We start from the raw sequence: 20,131 nt of genomic DNA, 5'->3' as shown, positions 1-20,131 counted from the left end.
ATGCCTGGATTCGAGACTCTCCTCCCCCGTCCGGTGTCCGCGGAAGCCGCGCCCGGCACCTGCCCGTGGCCCGCTCCGGTCGTCGTGCAGACGGCGCCGGACCTGCCCGCCGAGGGCTACCGGCTCACCATCGCCCCGGACGGCGTCACGCTCGACGCGGCCGACGCCGCGGGCGAGTTCTACGGCCGCCAAACCCTGCGTCAGCTAGCCGGACCGGACGCGTTCCGCGCCGTGTCGATCCACAATGGACCGGCCGAACTGCCGTGCGGGACGATCACCGACCATCCGCGCTTCGCCTGGCGCGGCTGCCTTTACGACGTCTCCCGGCACTTCCGGACGAAGGCCGAGGTGCTGCGGTTCATCGACCTGCTGGCCGCGCACAAGATGAACGTGCTGAACCTGCACCTCACCGACGATCAGGGCTGGCGGATCGAGACGCCGGAATTCCCCAAGCTGACTTCTGTCGGCGGCTGGCGGAAATCGTCGATGGTCGGCAGGCACGACGGCCCGGAACGCGACGGCCGTCCGCACGGCGGTTACTACACTGTGGACGATCTGCGCGAGATCGTCGCTTACGCTGCTTCGCGTTCGGTCACCGTGGTGCCCGAAGTGGACATTCCCGGGCACGCACGGGCCGCCATCACGGCCTACCCTGAACTCGGCCCGGCGTCCGACACTCCCTGGGAGGTATGGACTTCCTGGGGCGTCAGCACCTCGCTGCTCGACCCGTCGGAGTCCACTCTGGACTTCTTCCGCGCGGTCTTCGACCACCTGCTGGACATCTTCCCGTCCCCGGTGATCGCGCTCGGCGGCGACGAGGTGCCCGGCATCACCGAGGCGCACCACCGGTTCGTCCGGGCGATCGCGGACCACCTCGCCGCCCGCGGCCGCACGCCGATGGGCTGGGACGAGGTCCTCGACGGCGGCGACCTGCCGGAGATGGTGATCGGCGTGTGGCAGGACCGCGAACGGGCGTCGCTGGCGCTGAAGGCCGGGCACGAGGTGGTGCTCTGCCCCGAGGACGGCGTGTACCTCGACCACCGGCAGAGCGACCACCCGGACGAACCGATCCCGGTCGGGTTCCTGCAGGACCTCGAACACTTCTACGGTTTCGAACCCGAGGCCGGGCCGGGCGTGCGCGGCGTCCAGGCGCAGCTGTGGTGCGAGCACCTGGACACCGTGCGGCGGACGGACTACGCGGCGTTCCCGAGGCTGTCGGCGTTCGCCGAGGTCGCGTGGAGCAGCGGACCGCGCGACTACGCGGAATTCCTGCCCCGGCTGCGGGAACACCACCTGCCCCGGCTGGATGCGCTCGGCGTCGAGTACCGGCCGCTCGAAGGACCGCACCCGTGGCAGACCCGGCCGGACGCGCCGGGACGGCCGCGCTGAGCCCCCGGGCGGCTCGGCCGGATTCAGGCCGGGCCGCCCGGTTTCAGGCAGCCGGACGGGCGCGGAGCACGGTGCAACAGCCGGGGGCTGTAAGCGGGCCGGGTCCACACCGCGGCGGGGATGGCGGCGGCCAGCTGCCACTCCGGCGACGGCTCGAAGCCCGGCCGTCGATGGGCGCGCACGTGGACCTGGACGATATCGCCGGAAAACCGTGCTCTCCCGGCGGTGATGCCGACGATCTCCTCCGACATGAGGTCGTCGCTGCCGAAGCTGCGGAGCCGCGCGATCAGGATCCGCAGCCGTTCCATCTGCTCGACCGCCGTCAGCTCCTCGAACTCGCGGCGCTCCCGCTCGGCCGAGGCGTCGTCTTGCCGTTGCCGACGGGCCCGCAGCCGTTCCGGCACCCCGTCGAACAAGACCGTGGCGAGTTGCTCGGCGACCCAGATCAGCCGTTCCCGCCGCGGCACGTCGTGCAGTTCGGCCACCAGCTCCGCCCGCCGCGGATGTCCTTGCGGGTAAACCCTTGCCAGCAGGTTCACCGCGAAGACCGGGAAGAACCCGAAGACGAGGGCGGTCAGGACGAGCGTGCCCGCTCCCCAGGTCGCGACCTGGCCCGCCAGCTCGTCCATCAGGCCCACCCGAGCCGGACGCCGCGGAACCTCTCGTCGGCGGCCGCCCGTTCGAGCAGTGCGCCCAGCTCGGCCTTGCCTTTCCCAGTCAGCGTGTAATACCGGCGGGGCGGGCGGCCGTCGGCCTCCTCGACCGATTCCCACCCGTCCTCCAGCCAGCCCTCGGCCAGCATCTGGGTCAGCCGGGGATACATCGCGCCGGAGCGGACTCCGGACGCTCGCGACAACCGGTAGCCCCAGTGCCGGTCGTCGGAGGCGGCCATCAGCGCAGCGGCGAGCTGGACCAGGGCGTGCGTTACGCGCATCAGCCAAGTATGACCTATGTCGCGCAAGCCCTCAACTAGCCGGCGACCGGGCCCAGGAACGTTCCGCCCGTCGCGTCAACAACCTGCCCGGTGACCCACCGCGAGTCCGCCGAGGCCAGAAACGCCACCACATCGGCGATGTCAGCCGGCTCGGCCACCCGACGCAGCGCGGACGCCCCCGCCATTCCCGCGCGCAGCCGCTCGTCGGCGAACAGGTGCGCGGTGCGGTCGGTCGGCGTCGGACCGGGCGCGACGCTGTTCACCGTGATCCCCCGCTGGCCGAGTTCCTGCGCCAGGCTGCGGCTGAACACGTCGAGCGCGCCCTTCGTCATGCTGTAGGCCAGCTCGAACGGCAACGCGATGCGCGTGTCCGCGGACGAGATGTTGACGATCCGGCCGCCGTCCCGCAGCACCGGCAACAGGCGCTGTACCAAGAAAAACGGTGCCTTCACGTTCACCGCGAACACCCGGTCGAACTCCTCCGGCGTCGCCGTGGTGATCGAACCGGCACCGGTCGCCGCGTTGTTGACCAGGATGTCGAGCGCGACTTCGCCGGTGCGTTCACGCAACTCCGCGGCGAGACGGTCGACCAGCGTCGCCACGTCCTCGTCCAGCGTCGCCGGCACCGCGAACGCCTGGCCGCCTGCTGCTTCGATCGACGCGACGGTTTCTTTCGCCGCGGCTTCGTCGCTGCCGTAGTGCACGGCGACCAGCGCGCCGTCGTGGGCGAGCCGGGTCGCGATGGCCCGGCCGATGCCCTTGCTGCCGCCGGTGACGAGTGCGATCTTCATTTCTTGCTCCCCTTGAAGTGGTGTGAACTTCGATGTCCACACCTTCGAGGGGCGCGCTTACCGTCCGCGCACGAAACGCTGACGGGGGTCAGCCAGGCTTCAGCCGGTACCACACCTCCGGCCGCCCGACCTGCCCGTATCGCGGTTCGCGCTGAGCCAATCCGTTGTCCGCCAAGTACTCCAGGTACCGCCGGGCGGTCACCCGGGACGCTCCGATCGCGCTGGCCGCCCCGCCGGCGGACAGTCCTTCGCCGGCTCCGGCGAGCGCGTCGGTGATCGCGTCCAGCGTCTCCGCGCTCATCCCCTTCGGCAGCGGCGCGGCCTCGGTGGTGCGCAGCGTGCCGAGCGCGCGGTCGATCTCCGCCTGCCCGGTGACCTCGCCGGACGCCTCGCGGAACGACGCGTAGCGCTCCAGTTTGTCCCGCAGCGAGGCGAACGTGAACGGCTTCAGCAGGTACTGCACGACCCCGACCGAGACCGCCGCCTTGACCAGCGCGAGATCGCGCGCGGACGTCACCGCGATGACGTCGATCGGCAGCCCGGCCGCGCGCAGCGAACGGCACACCGCGAGACCGTGCGTGTCGGGAAGGTAGAAGTCGAGCAGGACCAGGTCGACCGGTTCGCGTTCGCAGAACCGCAGCGCCTCGCCGCCGGAATGCACCACCCCGGCGACCTCGAACCCGGGCAGCCGCTCGACGTACAGCCGGTGCGCCTCGGCCGCCACCGGCTCGTCCTCCACCACCAGCACCCGGATCACGCCGGCACCTCCTGCCTCGGCAACCGCACGGTGAACACCGCGCCGCCGTCCCGGCCGACGTCGATGGTGCCGCCGTAGCGGCGCACCGCCTGCACCACCAGCGCCAGCCCGAGCCCGTGCTCGTCCCCGGCCTTGGTCGACCAGCCCCGCCGGAACATCTCCCCCACCGCTTCCTCCGGCACGCCCGGCCCGTTGTCCGCGACGCGCAGCAGCAGACCGTCCTCTTCGGACCGAGCGGTGACCACCACCGCCGGGCGCGCGCCGGATTCCCGCACCACGGCGTCGATTCCGTTGTCGATCAGGTTGCCGAGGATCGTCACCAGATCCCGTCCGGCGACGCCGGGGCCGAGGTCGTCGATCATCGTGTCCGGCGTGATGGTGAACTCGACGCCGCGCTCGCTCGCCTCCGCGGCCTTGCCGAGCAGCAACGCGGCGAGCACCGGTTCGGCGACCGCGGTCATCACGCGGTCGGTGAGTTCCTGCGCCAGCGCGAGTTCGGCGGTCGCGAATTCCACCGCGTCCTCGGGCCGGCCCAATTCGACCAGCGAGACCACCGTGTGCAGCCGATTGGCGGCTTCGTGCGCCTGCGACCGCAACGCCTCGGCGAGGCTGCGCGCGGTGGTCAGCTCGCCGGTGAGCGTCTGAAGTTCGGTGTGGTCGCGCAGAATCACGACGGTGCCCTGCGCGCGGCCGCCGGAGCTGACGAGCGTGGTGCTCACGACGAGCACCCGCGAGTCGGTCAGATGCAGTTCCTCGGTGCGGTTCTCCGGCGCGGTGAACGCGGCCGCCAACTCGGGCGACAACCCCAGTCCGGCGAGCGGCTTCCCGACGGGATCGCCGCTCAGTCCGAGCAGCGTGCGGGCACCGTCGTTGCACAGCCCGACCCGGCCGTCGCGATCGACCAGCAGCACGCCCTCGCGGACGGAGTGCAGCACCGCCTCGTGATACTCGAACAGATTGCTCAGCTCGGCGGGCGCGATGCCGCGCGTCTGCCGCCTCAGCCGGGCGCTCACCAGCCAGCCCCCGCAGGCGCCCACGAGCAATACTGCCGCCGCGACGCCGAGCAGCGGCCAGACGCGTTCCTGCAGCTCGGCCGAGATCGCCGCGATCGTGATGCCCACCGCGACGAGCGCAACTACCCGGTGGTTCGCGTCGAACACCGGCACCACCACGCGCACCGACGGGCCGAGCGAGCCGGTGTAGGTCTCGGACACCACCCCGCCCCGCTGCGCCGCTTCGATGTGCCCGAGGAACGGCTGCCCGATCAGCGCCGGATTCGGGTGCGTGTAACGGATTCCTTGCGGCGACATGATCGTCACGAAGTCCACGCGCGTGTCCACGAGCACCCGCTGCGCGTACGGCTGCAGCGTCGCGGTGGGGTCGGCGGTGGCGGCCGCCCGCGCGACATCCGGCGCGTCCGCGATCGAATGGGCCACCGCGAGCGACTGCTCCCCGGCCCGGTCGGTCGTCGTGCGGCGGGCGTCGAGGTAGGCGATAGTGATCCCGCCGGAGACGAGCACGAGCAGTATCGCCAGCTGCAGCACCAGCAGCTGACGGGCCAGGCTCCAGCGGCTCGTCCGGATCCGGGGTGTCGGGGGCACCTGCTCATACCAGCACACGCACGGGTCCGGCAACACTCCGGCGCCGCGGCCGGGAAGTCCACACCGGACGGTCTCGCCGCGAACTCAATGAACACAACAGTGACGCCAGTCATACTGTCCCCGCATAGTGACCCGCGTTCCCCCCACCGAGCTGGAGGCAACGGTGCCGACACCGACCCCCGAGGCAGTCGCGCCCAAGCGCGACCGCACGCGTTACCTGTACCTGGCCGTGATCGCCGCCGTAGTGCTCGGCGTCGCGGTCGGGCTGCTCTGGCCGTCCGTCGGCAAGAGCCTCGCCCCGCTGGGCACCGGCTTCGTCAACCTGATCAAGATGATGATCTCGCCGATCATCTTCTGCACCATCGTGCTGGGCATCGGCTCGGTCGCGAAGGCGGCGAAGGTCGGCAAGGTCGGCGTCACCGCGCTGGTCTACTTCGTCGTGATGTCGACGTTCGCGCTCGCGATCGGGCTCGTCGTCGGCAACCTGCTGCACCCGGGCAGCGGCCTGCACCTCAACCCGGCCGACGTGTCCAAGGTGCACCAGCAGGCCGAAGGCGGCGAGGGCACCACCGACTTCCTGCTCGGGATCATCCCGAAGACCTTCGTGTCCGCGTTCACCGAGGGCGAGGTCCTGCAGACGCTGCTCGTGGCGCTGCTGGCCGGGTTCGCGCTGCAGAAGCTCGGCAAGCGCGGCGAGCCGATCCTGCGCGGCGTCGAGCACATCCAGCGGCTCGTGTTCCGCGTCCTCTCGATGATCATGTGGGCCGCCCCGGTGGGCGCGTTCGGCGCGATCGCCGCGGTGGTGGGCGCGACCGGATGGGGCGCGCTGCGCAGCCTGCTGGTGATCATGCTCGGCTTCTACCTGACCTGCCTGGTGTTCGTGTTCGGCGTGCTCGGCGCGGTGCTGTGGCTCGGCGCGCGGGTCAACATCTTCAGCCTGCTGCGCTATCTCGGCCGCGAATTCCTGCTGATCCTGTCGACGTCCTCTTCGGAATCCGCACTGCCGCGGCTGATCGCGAAGATGGAGCACCTCGGGGTCAGCAAGCCGGTCGTCGGCATCACGGTGCCCACCGGGTACTCGTTCAACCTCGACGGCACCGCGATCTACCTGACGATGGCGACGCTGTTCATCGCCACCGCGCAGGACCAGCCGCTCGCGCTCGGCGAGCAGATCACGTTGCTGCTGTTCATGATCATCGCGTCGAAGGGCGCGGCAGGCGTGAGCGGCGCCGGCATCGCGACGCTCGCCAGCGGCCTGCAGTCGCACCGGCCGGAACTCGTCGACGGCGTCGGCTTCATCCTCGGCATCGACCGGTTCATGTCCGAGGCCCGGGCACTGACGAACTTCGCCGGCAACGCGGTCGCGACTGTCCTCATCGGATCGTGGATGAAGGAATTCGACCGCGACCGCTCGCGGCAGGTGTTCGCGGGCCAGTCCCCGTTCGACGAAGCGACCCTGCTCGACGAAAAACCGGCCGAACCCGCCGCTCCGGCTCCGGCTCCGGCGAACACCTGAGGCCCAGTCCGCGCCCGGGCCCCTTCCCTCCGGGTGCGGACTGTTTCGGCGCCGCAGCCGTGCGCGTCCCCCGTGCGCACGGCTGCGGCGCCTTTTTGCGTGTGCTAGCAGGCAGTGCGTCCGTCATACCCCTGCCGCGAAACCGCGATCGCCTCGCGGTGCCGCTCCGCCCAGTCGACCAGCCCGGACAGCGAGTCGTACAGCTCGCGCGCCATCTCGGTGGCCTCGTACTCGACCCGCGGCGGCACCGTCGGGTAGACCGTGCGCGTCAGCAGGCCGTCGCGTTCCAGGTTCCGCAGGGTGAGCGTGAGCATGCGGCGGCTGATCCCCTGCACCGAGCGTTCGAGTTCAGTGAACCGCACTGGCCCGCGCGTCGCCTCCAGCAGGATGCCGATCACCCACTTCCCGCTGATCCGGTTCACGACCTCCATCACCGTGCACACCGCGAATTTCGCCGGGTCGAAGTCCGTGGCCTCCTCGGTCACAGCGATGTTCCCCTGGGACATGAAAGTGCCTCCTTCCGCACTGCCCCATGGTCACACATGATGGGCACTGTAACAAGAGATGCCCTGGCTTCGACCAGCGAAAAATCTCCCCTGTGCTCGTTCTGGAGGACTTTGTCATGCCCGAAACCGCTCGGCATCGCGGCGCCGCGCTCGCCGTGCTGTCCGCCGCCTCGCTGATGGTGGTGCTCGACAGCTCGATCGTCGCGGTCGCCCTGCCGGTGATCCAAGCCGACCTCGGGTTCAGCGCGTCCGGGCTGGCCTGGGTGGTCAACGCCTACCTCGTCGCATTCGGCGGCCTGCTCCTGCTGTCCGGGCGCCTCGGCGACCTCGCGGGCAGGCGGCGGGTGTTCCTGATCGGCATCGTCGTTTTCACCGCCGCGTCGCTGGCCGCCGGCCTGTCCCCCAACGCCACCACGCTGGTGATCGCACGCTTCATACAAGGCGTCGGCGGCGCTCTGACGTCGGCAGTCGTCCTGGGAATGATCGTGACGCTCTATCCCGAACCACGCGCCCGTGTCCGCGCGATCGGCGTGTACAGCTTCACCCAAGCCGCGGGCGCGTCCATCGGCATGGTCGCCGGCGGCGCGCTGACCCAGGGCCTCGACTGGCACTGGACGTTCTACATCAACCTGCCCATCGGCGTCGCCGCCCTCGTCCTGACCCCGCTGGTCGTCGCGTCCGACCGCGGCCTCGGCCTGCGCACCGGCATCGACGTCCTGGGCGCACTCCTCGTCACCGCCGGCTTGATGCTGCTGGTGCTGGGCATCGTGCAGGCCGGCGACACCGGCTGGACCTTCCTGACCATCGGCACGCTCGCGCTGGCCGTCGTGCTGCTCTCCCTGTTCCTGCTGCGCCAGGCCCGAACGCGAACCCCGTTGCTGCCACTGCGTTTGCTGCGTGTCCGCGCGATCAGCGGTGCGAACCTGACTATGGTCGTGATGGTCGCCGGGTTCCTGGGATTCCAGTTCGTCACCGCGCTCTATCTCCAGCAGGTCCTCGGTTTCGACGCGCTGACAACAGGTTTCGCCTTCGTCCCGACGCCGATCATGATCGCCGCGTTCTCGCTCGGCCTGGCCGACTGGCTGAACACCCGCTTCTCCCCGCGCGCGGTCCTGATCGCCGGTTTGCTGACGACGTCGGTCGCGTTCCTGTACCTGACCCAAGTCCAGACCGACGGCGGCTACGCACTGCACGTGCTCCCGTCGCTGATCCTGATGGGCGCCGGAGCCGGTACCGCGATCCCCGCGCTGATGGGCTTGGCCATGTCCGGAGCGACCCCCGCAGACTCCGGCGTGACCTCCGGCTTGATCACCACCACCCAGCAAGTCGGCGGCGCCCTGGGCACCGCCGTGCTCGCCGCGGCCGCCGCAACCCGCACCGCTGACCTGCTGGGCGACGGCGCACCCGAGAAGGAGGCGCTGGCGTCCGGCTTCCGAGTCGCCTACGGCTTCAGCGCCGGCTTGACCGCCCTAGCCGCGATCCTCGCCGCCGTGATCCTGAGCCGCCGCTCCTCGCCCGCCGCCGCTCCCGAACCGGTCGCTTCCTAAGCCGCCAGGTACCCGGCCAGCCCGTGGTGGCCCCGCCGCATCATCCACGCGTGATTGGCGCGGAAGAACGGCCGGGCCACCACGTCAAGCCTGCGCAGCAACGGTTTCCGCGCCCGGACGTGCTGAGTGATCTCCAGCGTCGTGCCGCCGCCCGCGGCGCGGATCGCCCCCGCGAGCACCCCGTCGAGATCCCCGCTCAGCCGCACGCGCACCCGCAGTCCCGCCGCGTCCTGCTGCTCCCGATGCATCGCGACGACAATCCGGTACGGCAACCGAGACCGGCAGACGACCTGCGCGGTGTCGTCGTCGACCTGGCGCACCGACTGGACGTCCGGCCACCACCGCGGATACGCCTCGAGGTCGACAATCGCGTCGAACACCCGCTCCGGCAGGGTGGTCGGCAGCCACCAGACACTCCGGAACGAGTACTGGGCACTTTCCCGTTTCGCGCGGACCACCCTCTCTCCCAGTGCCGATCAGCGGGACGCCCGCTTGTCGATCTTGACCGTGGTTTTTAGGCTGGCGCACGCCCTCGGGCACGCCGCCGCCAGAACCACCCTTCGGAGGCTTGCCGTGCCCGTACCAGCCCGAACCGCCCTCGCGACGACCATCCTCGCCGCGACCCTCGCCGGCTGCAGCACCCCGTCGGCTCCAGCCTCTCCAGCGTCCCCGGCCTCCCCCGCTTTCACCGCGACCCTCACCTCGCCGACCAACGTCGTCCTGCACTGGCCCTCCGACCCAGCGGCGGCGGGCTACCTGCTCGAATACACCAACACCACCGACAGCCCGTGGACGGCGCTCCAGTACCTCCCGCCCGGCCAGACTTCTTATACCCACCCGGACCTGATCCCGGAAACCCCGTTCTACTACCGAATCCGCACTTTCTCCGGCCCGGTGTCGGCTGTCGTTCCCGGGGCCGGCTCCGTTCCGCCCTCCGCCAAGGCCGCCCCCACGTCCGTGCGCGACCCCGGTGCCGCCCCGACTCACCTCACCGCGGGGCCATCGGCGGACCAGAGCATGCACTTCAGCTGGACCGACCACTCGACCGACGAGGCCGGTTTCCTGCTGGAGATCCGCCGCCCGGGCGCCCCGGATTTCACGCCGGTCGAGGTCACGGACCCGAACGTGACGCAGTGTGCGCTTTCCCTGCTGCCGGGCGAGCAGGGTTCGGCTTTCCGGATCCGCGCTCTGTCTTATGGTCCGATTTCCCCTGTCGTCGAACGCACGACCGGGAAGGGCTGACCCCGTTCCCGGCCCAGGCCAGCACCACCCGAGACCGCGCCCGGCCGGACCGGCGGCACGCCAGCTCAGCCCGAGACCACGCGACTCAAGCCGGACCGGGCCACTCGCCTCATGCGAGAACTCCGGCGGGCTGGGTCTGGCCCCGCCAGGGGTCGTGAGTGTTAAACCCGGTTCTCACCGGCATAAACACTCACGACTCACGACACCCGCGCGGGTCAGGCCGGGTTGAGCACCTCCGCGAGAAACTCGCCCGTGTAGCTCCCCTCGGTGGCCGCCACCTGTTCCGGCGTTCCCTCGGCAATCACGGTTCCGCCGCCGGAGCCGCCCTCCGGGCCCATGTCCACGATCCAGTCGGACGTCTTGATCACGTCGAGGTTGTGCTCGATCACGATCACCGTGTTGCCCTTGTCCACCAGGCCGTTGATCACGCCGATCAGCTTGCTGATGTCCTCGAAGTGCAGGCCGGTGGTCGGCTCGTCGAGGATGTAGACGGTCTTGCCGGTGGAGCGCTTCTGCAGTTCGCTCGCCAGCTTCACCCGCTGGGCCTCGCCGCCGGACAGGGTCGGGGCGGGCTGGCCGAGGCGGACGTAGCCGAGGCCGACGTCGACCAGGGTCTGCAGGTGCCGGTGGATCGCCTTGATCGGCTCGAAGAACTCGGCCGCCTCCTCGATCGGCATGTCCAGCACGTCGGACACCGTCTTGCCCTTGTAGTGCACCTCGAGCGTCTCCCGGTTGTACCGGGCGCCCTTGCACACCTCGCACGGGACGTAGACGTCCGGCAGGAAGTTCATCTCGATCTTGATCGTGCCGTCGCCGGCGCACGCCTCGCAGCGGCCGCCCTTGACGTTGAACGAGAAGCGGCCCTGCTGGTAGCCGCGGACCTTCGCCTCGGTGGTGGCGGCGAACAGCTTGCGCACGTGGTCCCACACGCCGGTGTAGGTGGCCGGGTTGGAGCGCGGCGTGCGGCCGATCGGCGACTGGTCGACGCGCACCAGCTTGTCGACGTTGCCGAGGCCGTTGACCCGGGTGTGCCTGCCCGGGACCTGGCGCGCGCCGTTGAGCTTGTTGGCCAGCACCTGCGCGAGGATGTCGTTGACCAGCGTGGACTTGCCGGACCCGGACACGCCGGTGATCGACACGAGGCAGCCGAGCGGGAACGACACGTCGATGCCGCGCAGGTTGTGCTCGCGCGCGCCCACCACGGTGAGCTGCCGCTTCTTGTCGACCGGCCGCCGGATCGCCGGCACCTCGATCTGCCGCCGCCCGGACAGGTACGCGCCGGTGATCGATTCCTTGTTCTTCAGGATCTTCTTGTACGGGCCGCTGTGCACGATGTGCCCGCCGTGCTCGCCCGCGCCCGGGCCGATGTCGACCACCCAGTCGCTGGCCCGGATGGTGTCCTCGTCGTGCTCGACCACGATCAGCGTGTTGCCGAGGTTGCGCAGCCGGGTGAGCGTCTCGATGAGCCGGTGGTTGTCGCGCTGGTGCAGGCCGATCGACGGCTCGTCCAGCACGTACAGCACGCCCACCAGCCCGGACCCGATCTGCGTCGCCAGCCGGATGCGCTGCGCCTCGCCGCCGGACAGGGTGCCGGACGCGCGGTCGAGCGACAGGTAGGTGAGCCCGACGTCGAGCAGGAAGCGCAGCCGCGCCTGGATCTCCTTCAGCACCGCACCCGCGATCATCGCCTCGCGCGGGCCGAGCACCAGCTGGTCGAGGAACTCCGACGCCTCCGCGATGGACAGCGCGCAGACCTCGGCGATCGACCGGTCGCCCTGCGTCGCGTGCTCCAGCGTGACCGCGAGGATCTCCGGCTTGAGGCGGGTGCCCTGGCAGGCCGGGCACGGCACCTCGCGCATGTAGCCCTCGTACCGCTCGCGCATGTACTCCGAGTCGGTCTGTTCGAGGCGCCGCTCAAGGAACGGGATGACGCCCTCGAAGGCCGCGTAGTACGAGCGCTGCCTGCCGTACCGGTTGCGGTAGCGGACGTGCACCTGCTCGTCGACGCCGTGCAGCACCGCCTTCTGCACCCGCGCGGGCAGCCGCCGCCACGGCGTGTCCATGCGGAACCCGACCGCCTCCGACAGCGATTCCAGCAGCCGCAGGAAGTAGTCGGCGCTCTGCCCGCCCGCCCACGGCGCGATGGCGCCCTCGGACAGCGACAGCTCGTCGTCGGGCACCACCAGCTCCGGGTCGACCTCCTTGCGGATGCCGATGCCGGTGCACTCGGGGCACGCGCCGTAGGGCGAGTTGAACGAGAACGACCGGGGTTCGAGGTCCTCGATCGCCAGCGGGTGGCCGTTGGGGCAGGCCAGGTTCTCGGAGAAGCCGCGCACGCGGTGCGGGTCGTTTTCGTCAAGGTCGACGAAGTCGAGTTCGACCAGGCCGTCGGCCAGCCGCAGCGCCGTCTCCACCGAGTCGGTGAGCCGCTGCCGGGCGCTGGTCTTGACCGTGAGCCGGTCGATGACCACGCCGATCTGGTGCTTCTCCTGCTTCTTCAGCTTCGGCGGGTCGGTGAGCGGGTGCACCGTGCCGTCGACGACCACGCGCGCGTAGCCCTGCTGCTGCAGGTTCTGGAACAGGTCGAGGTACTCGCCCTTGCGCCCGCGCACGACGGGCGCGAGCACCTGGAACTTGGTGCCCTCGGACATCTCCAGCACCTGGTCGACGATCTGCTGCGGCGTCTGCTTGCTGATCGCCTCGCCGCACTTCGGGCAGTGCGCCTTGCCCGCGCGGGCGTAGAGCAGCCGCAGGTAGTCGTAGACCTCGGTGATGGTGCCGACGGTCGACCGCGGGTTGCGCGAGGTCGACTTCTGGTCGATCGACACCGCGGGCGAGAGGCCCTCGATGAAGTCGACGTCCGGCTTGTCCATCTGCCCGAGGAACTGCCGGGCGTAAGCCGACAGCGACTCCACGTACCGCCGCTGCCCCTCGGCGAAGATCGTGTCGAAGGCAAGGCTCGACTTGCCCGACCCCGACAGGCCGGTGAACACGATCATGCTGTCGCGGGGCAGATCGAGATCCACGCCGCGGAGGTTGTGCTCGCGCGCTCCGCGAACAACGAGGCGATCAGCCACGCCTTCGTCCCTTCCATCGTTCTGCTCGGTGGCCCGCCGGAGATCCGGTTCCGGCGGACGCGCCCAGAGTAGGGACGACCACCGACAAAAACCGGACCGCACGTGTCCTGCCTGGGCTTTTCCGCTCTCCGGGGGCCGGGGGAAGCGGCCCGCGGCGGGGTCCGCGGACGCTGCCGGCGGCCCCGCGCGGCAGAGCGGATGCGCGGGCTGGCCCGGTTCCACGATACAGGTCGGCGACGGCTGCCCGGCCCGGGTGCGGGGGCCGGGAAACCGGCCGGCGAGCAGCGTTTTCCGGGGACCCGCCGCCGGGGCGCCGGCGGCCCGCTACGTTCGGGGCGTGGGGAGCGAAGATGCCAACGCCGTCCGGGTCTACGCCGCCGGGAAGGGCGGCGTCCGGTCCGGCCCGGGAGGCTGGGCCGCCGTGCTGGCCTACGGCGATCACCGGAAGTCGATGACGGGCGGCGCGGCGGACACGACCGCTGACCGGATGGCACTGACCGCGGCGGTCGAAGCGCTCGAAAGGCTGAAAAGACCGGTCCGGGTGCACCTCTACAGCGACAGCGAGTATCTCCGCACCGCACTCGACCCGGACGGCCAGCTGTCTGACGACCTTCTCGCGAGGCTCCGCGCCTGCACCGCTCGCCACCACATCACGTGGCGGGCGGTGGAGGAACCGAGCGTCCGCGCCCGCCTCGACGAACTCGCGACGGCGGCCCGGCCCGCCGCGCGGCCGACCGCCCCGCCGGAAGACGACGAGTGCAGGCACGGCATGACGAAGGCCTACTGCGCCGACTGCCGGCAGCTCGACGCGGGAGTCCTGCCGACCGGCTACCGCACCAAGGGCGGCAGCGCCTACCACAACGACGCCGACTGCTCCTGGCTGCGCCGAGGCCAGCAACGGCAGGAGCGGATGGGCCGCGACACGCACGAGATCGTCCGGATCGCCTGGGCGTCGGTGATCCCGGGCGAACTCGAACCGTGCGAAGCCTGCTGCACGCCGGAATGGCTGAAACGGCACCGGCGCGGCTGAGGGCTCAGCCGCATTGCATGACGCACCGAACCCGGTCGAACCGGCCGGCGGCGAGGTCGTCCTCGCGGATCAGCCAGTAGAGGATGCCGACGTCGCCCCACATCAGGCCCGCGTCGCCGTCGCTGTCGATCTGGGCGAGCAAAGCCCAGCGCAGCGCTTCGTCCGCGCAGTCGGAGTCGGTGCCCTCCGGCAGGACCGCCAAGGCGACCTCGTCCTCCGGCGGGCCCTGGATCGGCCACGAACAGCCGCCGATCTGGTGGTACGGCGCGGCCGTCGACTCCCGAAGAAGGTCGAAGAACTCCTCGGACCAGTTGTCCGGATCGGAGAGCGGAAGCCCGTCGCGGGCGAGCGTGCGGCGCAGCACCTCCTGCTGGGAGTTCGGGAAAGTACCCGTGACTGCCGCGGACAGCTCCAGCCGCGGATAGACCTCGACCCCCTCGGGCGCGGCCCGATCCGCGGTTTCGACGCCCTCCGCCACGACGACGACCCCGCCGAGCGCCGTCAGATCGACCGGAGCCTCGGCCTCGAACCAGTCGTCGCAGTAGAAGAACAGCAACGAACCCGACGCGGGCAGCTCGATCCCGCCCGGCACCCGAGGCAGCGCCGCGCAGTCGACCGCCGCGACGAAGTTCATCGGCAACTCGCCCCGCCAGACCGGCCATTCCACATCCGCGGGCAGTGCTGGGTTCCCGCCGAGACAGCCAACGCGGGCACCGGCCCCGCCCGCCGTGAGCCGCACCGCAGGACGGAACACCGTTTCCCACGCCTCGGCCACGTCCGGCGGCAGGTTCTCGCGCGCCAGCTTGGCGAGCGGGTCGATCCAAGAGGTCATGCGGAGATCTTGACAGCAGGCACCGACAAAAACGGCCGCATGGCCGACGCGCGGGTGATCCGGCTACGGTGGGGACTCGTGAACATCGCCGACACTTACACCGGACACGTCGAACCGGGCGGCGACGCCGCGCGCCGGACGCTGGACGGGCTCACCATCACCAAGCTCTCCGTTGGCCCGATGGACAACAACGCGTACCTGCTCGTGTGCCGCGAGGAGAACGAAGCGCTGTTGATCGACGCGGCGAACGACCCGGAACGCATCTCCGACCTGATCGGCCACGGCCCCGACCGGCCCGCGCTGCGCACCGTCGTGACGACGCACCAGCACGCGGACCACTGGCAGGCCCTGGGCGCGGTCGCGGGCGCGAACGGCGCGAACACCGCGGCGCACCCGCTGGACGCGGAACCGCTGCCGGTGCCCCCGGACTTCCTGGTCGAACACGGCGACACGCTGAAGGTCGGCGCGGTGACGCTGGAAGTGATCCACCTGCGCGGCCACACGCCGGGGTCGATCGCGCTCCTGTACCGGGATCCGAAGGGGCACGGGCACCTGTTCACCGGGGATTCGCTGTTCCCTGGCGGAGTCGGGAAGACGTCGTCTCCGGAGGACTTCACGTCGCTGCTGGATGATGTGTCGTCGCGGATCTTCGATCAGCTGCCGGACGACACGTGGTTCTATCCGGGGCATGGGGACGACTCGACGCTGGGCGAGCAGCGGCCGCACCTGGCGGAGTGGCGCGAACGCGGCTGGTGAGCTGACATTCCGGAACGGGGCTGCCCTCTTGAAGGGCGGCCCCGTTCCGTGTCAGCGGCGTCGGCCAAGGGTCGGCAAACCGCCGGATCGAGTGGACACTGAGGTAGTACCGTGAATGTCTTGATCACTGCGATGGAGAACGTCGTTTTCGAGGTCCAGCAGTTGACGACGCTGTTCCGCGGTCAGCGCGGCACGTTCGGCGGCATCGAGGTCACTCCAGGCGAGCCTGCCCTGCCGGACCAAGTTACGTAGTTCCCGGAAAGGGCGGGCGGACTTCGCAGACCGCGCACCACGCTGCGGGCTCGCCTGCTTGGCTGCTCTCGAGCGAGAGCGGCGGTCAGTCGCACAGGCACACCCCAGGCCGACCGTCAGACCACATCGTGCGCATTCCACTTGCTTACTGCCCTCCCCGGCAACGCCTGACCTTGCGAGTCAGTCGTACGGCTGCGCATCGGTGTTACATCCCGTGGTGAGCAAGGGTCCTTACAAGACAGTCGCAACGTTCCTACTCCTCGGCGCTGTTCCCCTGCGGGGTTGGGAAGACTCATTCGCCCGCGGACTTCACGTCACTGCTAAACGACGTCTCGTCGCGGATTTTCGACGAACTCCCGGACGACACGTGGTTCTACCCGGGACACGGTGACGACTCGACGCTGGGCGAGCAGCGGCCACATCCGCCAGAGTGGCGCGAACGCGGCTGGAGAGCTGGCAAAAACGAACGATCGTGCTAGAAAGGTCTCATGACCAAAGGCGAGACGACCCGGCAGACAGTCCTGGACCGGGCCGCCGCAACCGCCAGCCGGATCGGGCTCGCCGGGTTGACCATCGGCACGCTGGCCGCGGACACCGGGCTTTCCAAGAGCGGCCTGTTCGCGCACTTCCAGTCCAAGGAGTCCCTTCAGGCCCAGGTCCTCGCCCACGCGAGGGAGCTGTTCGCCGATCGGGTCGTGCGCCCCGCGCTCGCCGCCCCGCGCGGCGAGGACAGGGTGCGCGCGCTGTTCGAGCATTGGGTCGCGATCGGCAGGGAAGGCGGCCCCTCGTGCCTTTTCGTCTCCGCGTCCACCGAGTACGACGACCAGCCCGGCCCGATCCGGGACCAACTGGTGCGCGACCACCTCGACTTCGCCGATTCGGTCGCGCAGATGTTCCGCACCGGGATCAGCGAGGGCCAGTTCCGCCCGGACGCGGACCCGGATCAGTTCGCCCACGACCTGCACGGCGCGATGCTCGGCTTCTTCCACGCGCACCGGCTGCTGGCCGCGCCCGCCGCCGAGGCGAGGACCCGGCGCGCCTTCGAAAACCTGCTCGCCGCCGCGCGAGTCACCCCGTAACCGCACCTCACCGAGGACACAGGATGATTGTTTTTTGGCCAGAAAAAAGCACGATCGTTCGTACTAAAACTCACCGAAGCCTGCCGCCGCGGGTGAGGCGTGCCAACGGAAAGGCCGCTGCCGGGCGCGAACAGGCCGTCTCGTGCTGAGGGCCGGGTGGCGGGCGGGTCCGGCGACCGACGGCGGCGAACCGGTGTTCGTCGCGATCACCGAGTTCCGGCCGCACCGGCGGCGGGACATGCTGGCGGTCGCCAAGGCCGGGACCCTGCTCCGGCGCAGCTGGCCGGAGCTTCCCGGCGCGATCGGGATGTGGCTGTGGTGCCAGCCGGCCCTCGGCCGCACCGGTTCGGTCTCGGTCTGGCGCGACGAGGAAGCGCTGCGCGGCTTCGTCCGCTGGCCGCCGCACGTCGAGGTGATCAAGCGGTTCCGCGACGAGGGCTTGCTGCGCAGCCACGGCTGGTGGACGCCGTCGTTCGAGCAGGAACGAACCTGGCGGCAGGCCCGCAAGGATCTCGCCCGGCCTCGCGAGTGAGCTGGGAATCCCAAGCCCGCCAAGGGGATTCGGCCAGGTGTGAATCCATTCCTGGCCCGCATCGCGCGATGCCGAACGCGTCTTGGACAGGAGCCGCATCCAGCCGTGCAATGGAAAAATGATCAATCACCCGACGCGCGTCATCGCGGTCGAGGAACATGTCGCCACCGAGCAGTTCCTCGCCACCGCGCACCACCTTCCCGTCTTCGAAGGCGACCGGACCGAAGTCGACCTGATGCGCATGGTCGAAGGACCGCTGCGGTCCGCGCTCACCGACCTCGACGGGCGGATCGCCGCCATGGACGCCGCGGGTCAGGAGATGGCGGTCCTCAGCATCAATCCGCCCGGCGTCCAGCCCTACCCGGCGGCCGACGCCGTCCCCCTTGCCCGCACGGTGAACGACTCCCTCGCCAGCCTGGTGCGGCAGCAACCAGACCGGTTCGGCGCCCTCGGCACGGTGGCACCGCAGGATCCGGCCGCCGCCGCGGACGAGATCGAACGGGTCATGGGGCCGCTCGGGCTGCACGGCATCATGATCAACTCCCACACCGAAGGCCGGTACCTCGACGAACCGCAGTTCGCCCCGCTGCTCGAAGCGGCCGAAGCGGCGAAGGCACCCATCTACTTGCACCCGCGATTCCCGAGCATGCTGGCGCCCTACAACGCGTACGGAATGCAGGCCGCGGTCTGGGGTTACCAGGCCGAAGCCGGGCTGCATGCCATGCGGCTCATTCTGAGTGGAGTGTTCGACCGATACCCGGGCCTCACGATCGTGCTCGGCCACCTCGGCGAAGGCATCCCATATTGGCTCAAACGCATCGACAACCGCCACGCCTTCGCCGCTCGCATCCCGGGTGCCGCCGGCGCGATGCCGAAGCTCCGGCTTACGCCGAGCGAATACTTTCGCCGCAACTTCGTCATCACCACCAGCGGCATCGACGACCCAGCCGTCCTCGCGCTCGCCCTGGACGCGGTCGGCGAAGACAACATCCTGTTCGCCGTCGACGCCCCCTACGAAGACACCGCCGACGCCATGGCTTTTCTCCGGTCCGCGCCGTTGTCCGACGCGCAGCGAGCGAAGATCAGCCACCTCAACGCGGAGCGCGTCTTCACCCTTCGGTGACAGCGGGCGCGGCGCTGCCGATGTACTCGCCCAGATTCGAGACCAGATCGGCGATGTCGGCCATGCTGTCGAACCGGCGCTGGTGCAGTGCGGCGATCTTCGCGCCGGTTTCCGGGTCCGGGTCGTCGGTGATGTCGAACGACATGAACTTGTCGACCAGCGGCAACCCGATCCGGTCGGTGGCGAGGTGCGCGGGGTGGACCAGGTACTCCCAGTAGCCGTCGAGATCGTCGATCACGAAGGTGGCACCCCATTCGTACTCGCCGCCGTAGTCGCGGCCGACGACGAACGACTTCACCGACGGGATGGTCCTCCCCTGGTTGCGAAGGCTTTCCAGCGCTGCCTCGACCTGCTCCGGGTCAGTGCCGGGCTTGATGGTGAAACGGTTGCCGTGGTAGATCATCGGGATTTTCCTTCCGGGCGAATTGCCAGAGCGTTCGCTGACAAGGTCGAGATTGCCAGCGGTGCTTGACCGTTCGCGTCGGTGAAAGTCGCCTATCCGGACCGGCTGTCGCGATAAGCTGCTTTCCCCGCCGAGGCAGGAAGATTGGGGCTGTTCGCGCCGATGAGCCCTTTTGTCCAGCAGTTGCTTACGCTGACCGCCGTGCTCTTGGGCGCCGCGGCCTCGTTCACCGCGACGACGCTGGTCGAACGCAGTAAATGGCGACGCCAGTACTCGACGCGGTGGGATGACAAACGGCTCAGCGCTTACGCCGAGTACGCAACCGCATTGAAGTCCTGCGCGCAGTTGTCCTACCGCATCGCTGCCACCCGCGGCTACCCGGCGGGCGCCCTGCCAGTCGATCTCGAAGAGGGATTGACAGCCCTCGCCGACGCCGAGAACGAGCGCACGATCAAGTGGGAGACGGTGCTGCTCCTCGGTTCGCCAGCCGCGGTCGACGCCGGACGCCGCTGGCACGAGACCGTCTGGAAGCTCAGCTGGGTCGCCCGGGGCAAAGCGATGAGCCACGATGACTTCATCGGGCTCTACCAGGTCATCGGCGCCAAACGGGACGAGTTCTACGTATCCGCTCGCGCCGACCTGGACGTGCGCAGCGGCCGCCTCCCGCAGCCTGATCGCGACTGGCTGCCGCCCGCGGACCGAGACCTTCGCGGATGACCGCTCGGCTCAGCGCCCAAGCACCGCACGGAGCCAGCACCGACCCG

General features: G+C 69.8%; 21 protein-coding genes and 1 pseudogene. 12 read left to right on the top strand and 10 right to left on the bottom strand.

The genetic code is table 11. The annotated features are described in order from the left end of the window. Complete coding sequence (locus ACFSVL_RS27445; RefSeq protein ID WP_378308441.1) at positions 1–1,389, top strand: beta-N-acetylhexosaminidase; 1,389 nt, start codon at positions 1–3, stop codon at positions 1,387–1,389. A 23-nt stretch (positions 1,390–1,412) separates the two neighbouring features. On the opposite strand, the gene ACFSVL_RS27440 is transcribed toward ACFSVL_RS27445, so the two are convergent. The 5 genes from ACFSVL_RS27440 to ACFSVL_RS27420 all read right to left on the bottom strand — a co-directional run bounded on the left by ACFSVL_RS27440 (position 1,413) and on the right by ACFSVL_RS27420 (position 5,472). Continuing rightward, complete coding sequence (locus ACFSVL_RS27440; RefSeq protein WP_378308440.1) at positions 1,413–2,018, bottom strand: hypothetical protein; 606 nt, start codon at positions 2,016–2,018, stop codon at positions 1,413–1,415. Continuing rightward, positions 2,018–2,323 carry a PadR family transcriptional regulator gene (locus ACFSVL_RS27435; RefSeq protein ID WP_378308439.1) on the bottom strand — a complete coding sequence of 102 codons (306 nt, stop codon included), beginning with the start codon at positions 2,321–2,323 and terminating at the stop codon, positions 2,018–2,020. Before ACFSVL_RS27435 ends, ACFSVL_RS27440 begins: the two co-directional genes overlap by 1 nt. 35 nt (positions 2,324–2,358) lie before the next feature. Then, positions 2,359–3,114, bottom strand: coding sequence for an SDR family NAD(P)-dependent oxidoreductase (locus ACFSVL_RS27430; protein WP_378308438.1), 756 nt, complete (start codon positions 3,112–3,114; stop codon positions 2,359–2,361). Between the two features lie 88 nt (positions 3,115–3,202). Beyond that, positions 3,203–3,871, bottom strand: coding sequence for a response regulator (locus tag ACFSVL_RS27425; protein WP_378308437.1), 669 nt, complete (start codon positions 3,869–3,871; stop codon positions 3,203–3,205). Then, a complete protein-coding gene (locus tag ACFSVL_RS27420; protein ID WP_378308436.1) occupies positions 3,868–5,472 on the bottom strand; it encodes a sensor histidine kinase in 1,605 nt (534 codons plus the stop codon). Before ACFSVL_RS27420 ends, ACFSVL_RS27425 begins: the two co-directional genes overlap by 4 nt. 163 nt (positions 5,473–5,635) lie before the next feature. Between ACFSVL_RS27420 and ACFSVL_RS27415 the strand changes: the two genes are divergently transcribed. Beyond that, positions 5,636–6,988: a cation:dicarboxylate symporter family transporter gene (locus tag ACFSVL_RS27415; RefSeq protein ID WP_378308435.1), complete on the top strand. Its 1,353-nt coding sequence runs from the start codon at positions 5,636–5,638 to the stop codon at positions 6,986–6,988. Between the two features lie 104 nt (positions 6,989–7,092). Here ACFSVL_RS27415 and ACFSVL_RS27410 read toward each other — a convergent pair whose 3' ends face one another. After that, the gene (locus tag ACFSVL_RS27410) at positions 7,093–7,494 is read right to left on the bottom strand and encodes a winged helix-turn-helix transcriptional regulator (RefSeq protein ID WP_378308434.1); all 402 of its coding nucleotides are present in this window, start codon (positions 7,492–7,494) and stop codon (positions 7,093–7,095) included. A 116-nt stretch (positions 7,495–7,610) separates the two neighbouring features. Here ACFSVL_RS27410 and ACFSVL_RS27405 point away from each other — a divergent pair, with 116 nt between their 5' ends. Continuing rightward, complete coding sequence (locus ACFSVL_RS27405; protein WP_378308433.1) at positions 7,611–9,041, top strand: MFS transporter; 1,431 nt, start codon at positions 7,611–7,613, stop codon at positions 9,039–9,041. Here ACFSVL_RS27405 and ACFSVL_RS27400 read toward each other — a convergent pair. After that, positions 9,038–9,499, bottom strand: a complete 462-nt coding sequence (locus ACFSVL_RS27400; RefSeq protein ID WP_378308432.1) for an SRPBCC family protein — start codon at positions 9,497–9,499, stop codon at positions 9,038–9,040. The two genes, ACFSVL_RS27405 and ACFSVL_RS27400, sit on opposite strands and share 4 nt — an antisense overlap. A 115-nt stretch (positions 9,500–9,614) precedes the next feature. Between ACFSVL_RS27400 and ACFSVL_RS27395 the strand changes: the two genes are divergently transcribed. Further along, positions 9,615–10,283 carry a fibronectin type III domain-containing protein gene (locus ACFSVL_RS27395; RefSeq protein ID WP_378308431.1) on the top strand — a complete coding sequence of 223 codons (669 nt, stop codon included), beginning with the start codon at positions 9,615–9,617 and terminating at the stop codon, positions 10,281–10,283. Between the two features lie 215 nt (positions 10,284–10,498). Here the strand turns inward: ACFSVL_RS27395 and uvrA are convergent, their stop codons facing one another. Further along, positions 10,499–13,360 (bottom strand): excinuclease ABC subunit UvrA, encoded by a 2,862-nt coding sequence (gene uvrA / locus ACFSVL_RS27390; protein ID WP_378308430.1) that lies wholly within the window; start codon positions 13,358–13,360, stop codon positions 10,499–10,501. 337 nt (positions 13,361–13,697) lie between these two features. On the opposite strand from uvrA, the gene ACFSVL_RS27385 reads away from it, so the two are divergent. Beyond that, the gene (locus ACFSVL_RS27385) at positions 13,698–14,390 is read left to right on the top strand and encodes an RNase H family protein (protein WP_378308429.1); all 693 of its coding nucleotides are present in this window, start codon (positions 13,698–13,700) and stop codon (positions 14,388–14,390) included. 4 nt (positions 14,391–14,394) lie between these two features. Here the strand turns inward: ACFSVL_RS27385 and ACFSVL_RS27380 are convergent, their stop codons facing one another. Further along, the gene (locus ACFSVL_RS27380; protein ID WP_378308428.1) at positions 14,395–15,222 is read right to left on the bottom strand and encodes a YwqG family protein; all 828 of its coding nucleotides are present in this window, start codon (positions 15,220–15,222) and stop codon (positions 14,395–14,397) included. A 39-nt stretch (positions 15,223–15,261) separates the two neighbouring features. On the opposite strand from ACFSVL_RS27380, the gene ACFSVL_RS27375 reads away from it, so the two are divergent. From ACFSVL_RS27375 to ACFSVL_RS27350, 6 genes and pseudogenes are all read left to right on the top strand, one after another. After that, a complete protein-coding gene (locus ACFSVL_RS27375) occupies positions 15,262–15,978 on the top strand; it encodes an MBL fold metallo-hydrolase (protein WP_378308427.1) in 717 nt (238 codons plus the stop codon). A gap of 120 nt (positions 15,979–16,098) precedes the next feature. Then, positions 16,099–16,230 (top strand): hypothetical protein, encoded by a 132-nt coding sequence (locus ACFSVL_RS27370; RefSeq protein WP_378308426.1) that lies wholly within the window; start codon positions 16,099–16,101, stop codon positions 16,228–16,230. Between the two features lie 263 nt (positions 16,231–16,493). Next, positions 16,494–16,709: pseudogene (locus ACFSVL_RS27365) on the top strand (hypothetical protein); the annotation flags it as partial. A gap of 9 nt (positions 16,710–16,718) precedes the next feature. Further along, a complete protein-coding gene (locus ACFSVL_RS27360; RefSeq protein ID WP_378308425.1) occupies positions 16,719–17,309 on the top strand; it encodes a TetR/AcrR family transcriptional regulator in 591 nt (196 codons plus the stop codon). A gap of 142 nt (positions 17,310–17,451) precedes the next feature. Beyond that, positions 17,452–17,841, top strand: a complete 390-nt coding sequence (locus ACFSVL_RS27355; protein WP_378308424.1) for a hypothetical protein — start codon at positions 17,452–17,454, stop codon at positions 17,839–17,841. Between the two features lie 118 nt (positions 17,842–17,959). Continuing rightward, positions 17,960–18,964: an amidohydrolase family protein gene (locus tag ACFSVL_RS27350; protein ID WP_378308423.1), complete on the top strand. Its 1,005-nt coding sequence runs from the start codon at positions 17,960–17,962 to the stop codon at positions 18,962–18,964. On the opposite strand, the gene ACFSVL_RS27345 is transcribed toward ACFSVL_RS27350, so the two are convergent. Next, positions 18,951–19,367 (bottom strand): Dabb family protein, encoded by a 417-nt coding sequence (locus ACFSVL_RS27345; RefSeq protein WP_378308422.1) that lies wholly within the window; start codon positions 19,365–19,367, stop codon positions 18,951–18,953. The two genes, ACFSVL_RS27350 and ACFSVL_RS27345, sit on opposite strands and share 14 nt — an antisense overlap. Before the next feature lie 201 nt (positions 19,368–19,568). On the opposite strand from ACFSVL_RS27345, the gene ACFSVL_RS27340 reads away from it, so the two are divergent. Then, on the top strand, positions 19,569–20,084 hold the full coding sequence (locus ACFSVL_RS27340) for a hypothetical protein (RefSeq protein ID WP_378308421.1): 516 nt from the start codon (positions 19,569–19,571) through the stop codon (positions 20,082–20,084). Positions 20,085–20,131 lie beyond the last annotated feature (47 nt).

The organism is Amycolatopsis silviterrae, assembly GCF_042684085.1.
In the GTDB taxonomy this organism is placed as follows: domain Bacteria; phylum Actinomycetota; class Actinomycetes; order Mycobacteriales; family Pseudonocardiaceae; genus Amycolatopsis; species Amycolatopsis silviterrae.
This window is presented reverse-complemented; position numbering and strand designations above follow the sequence as displayed.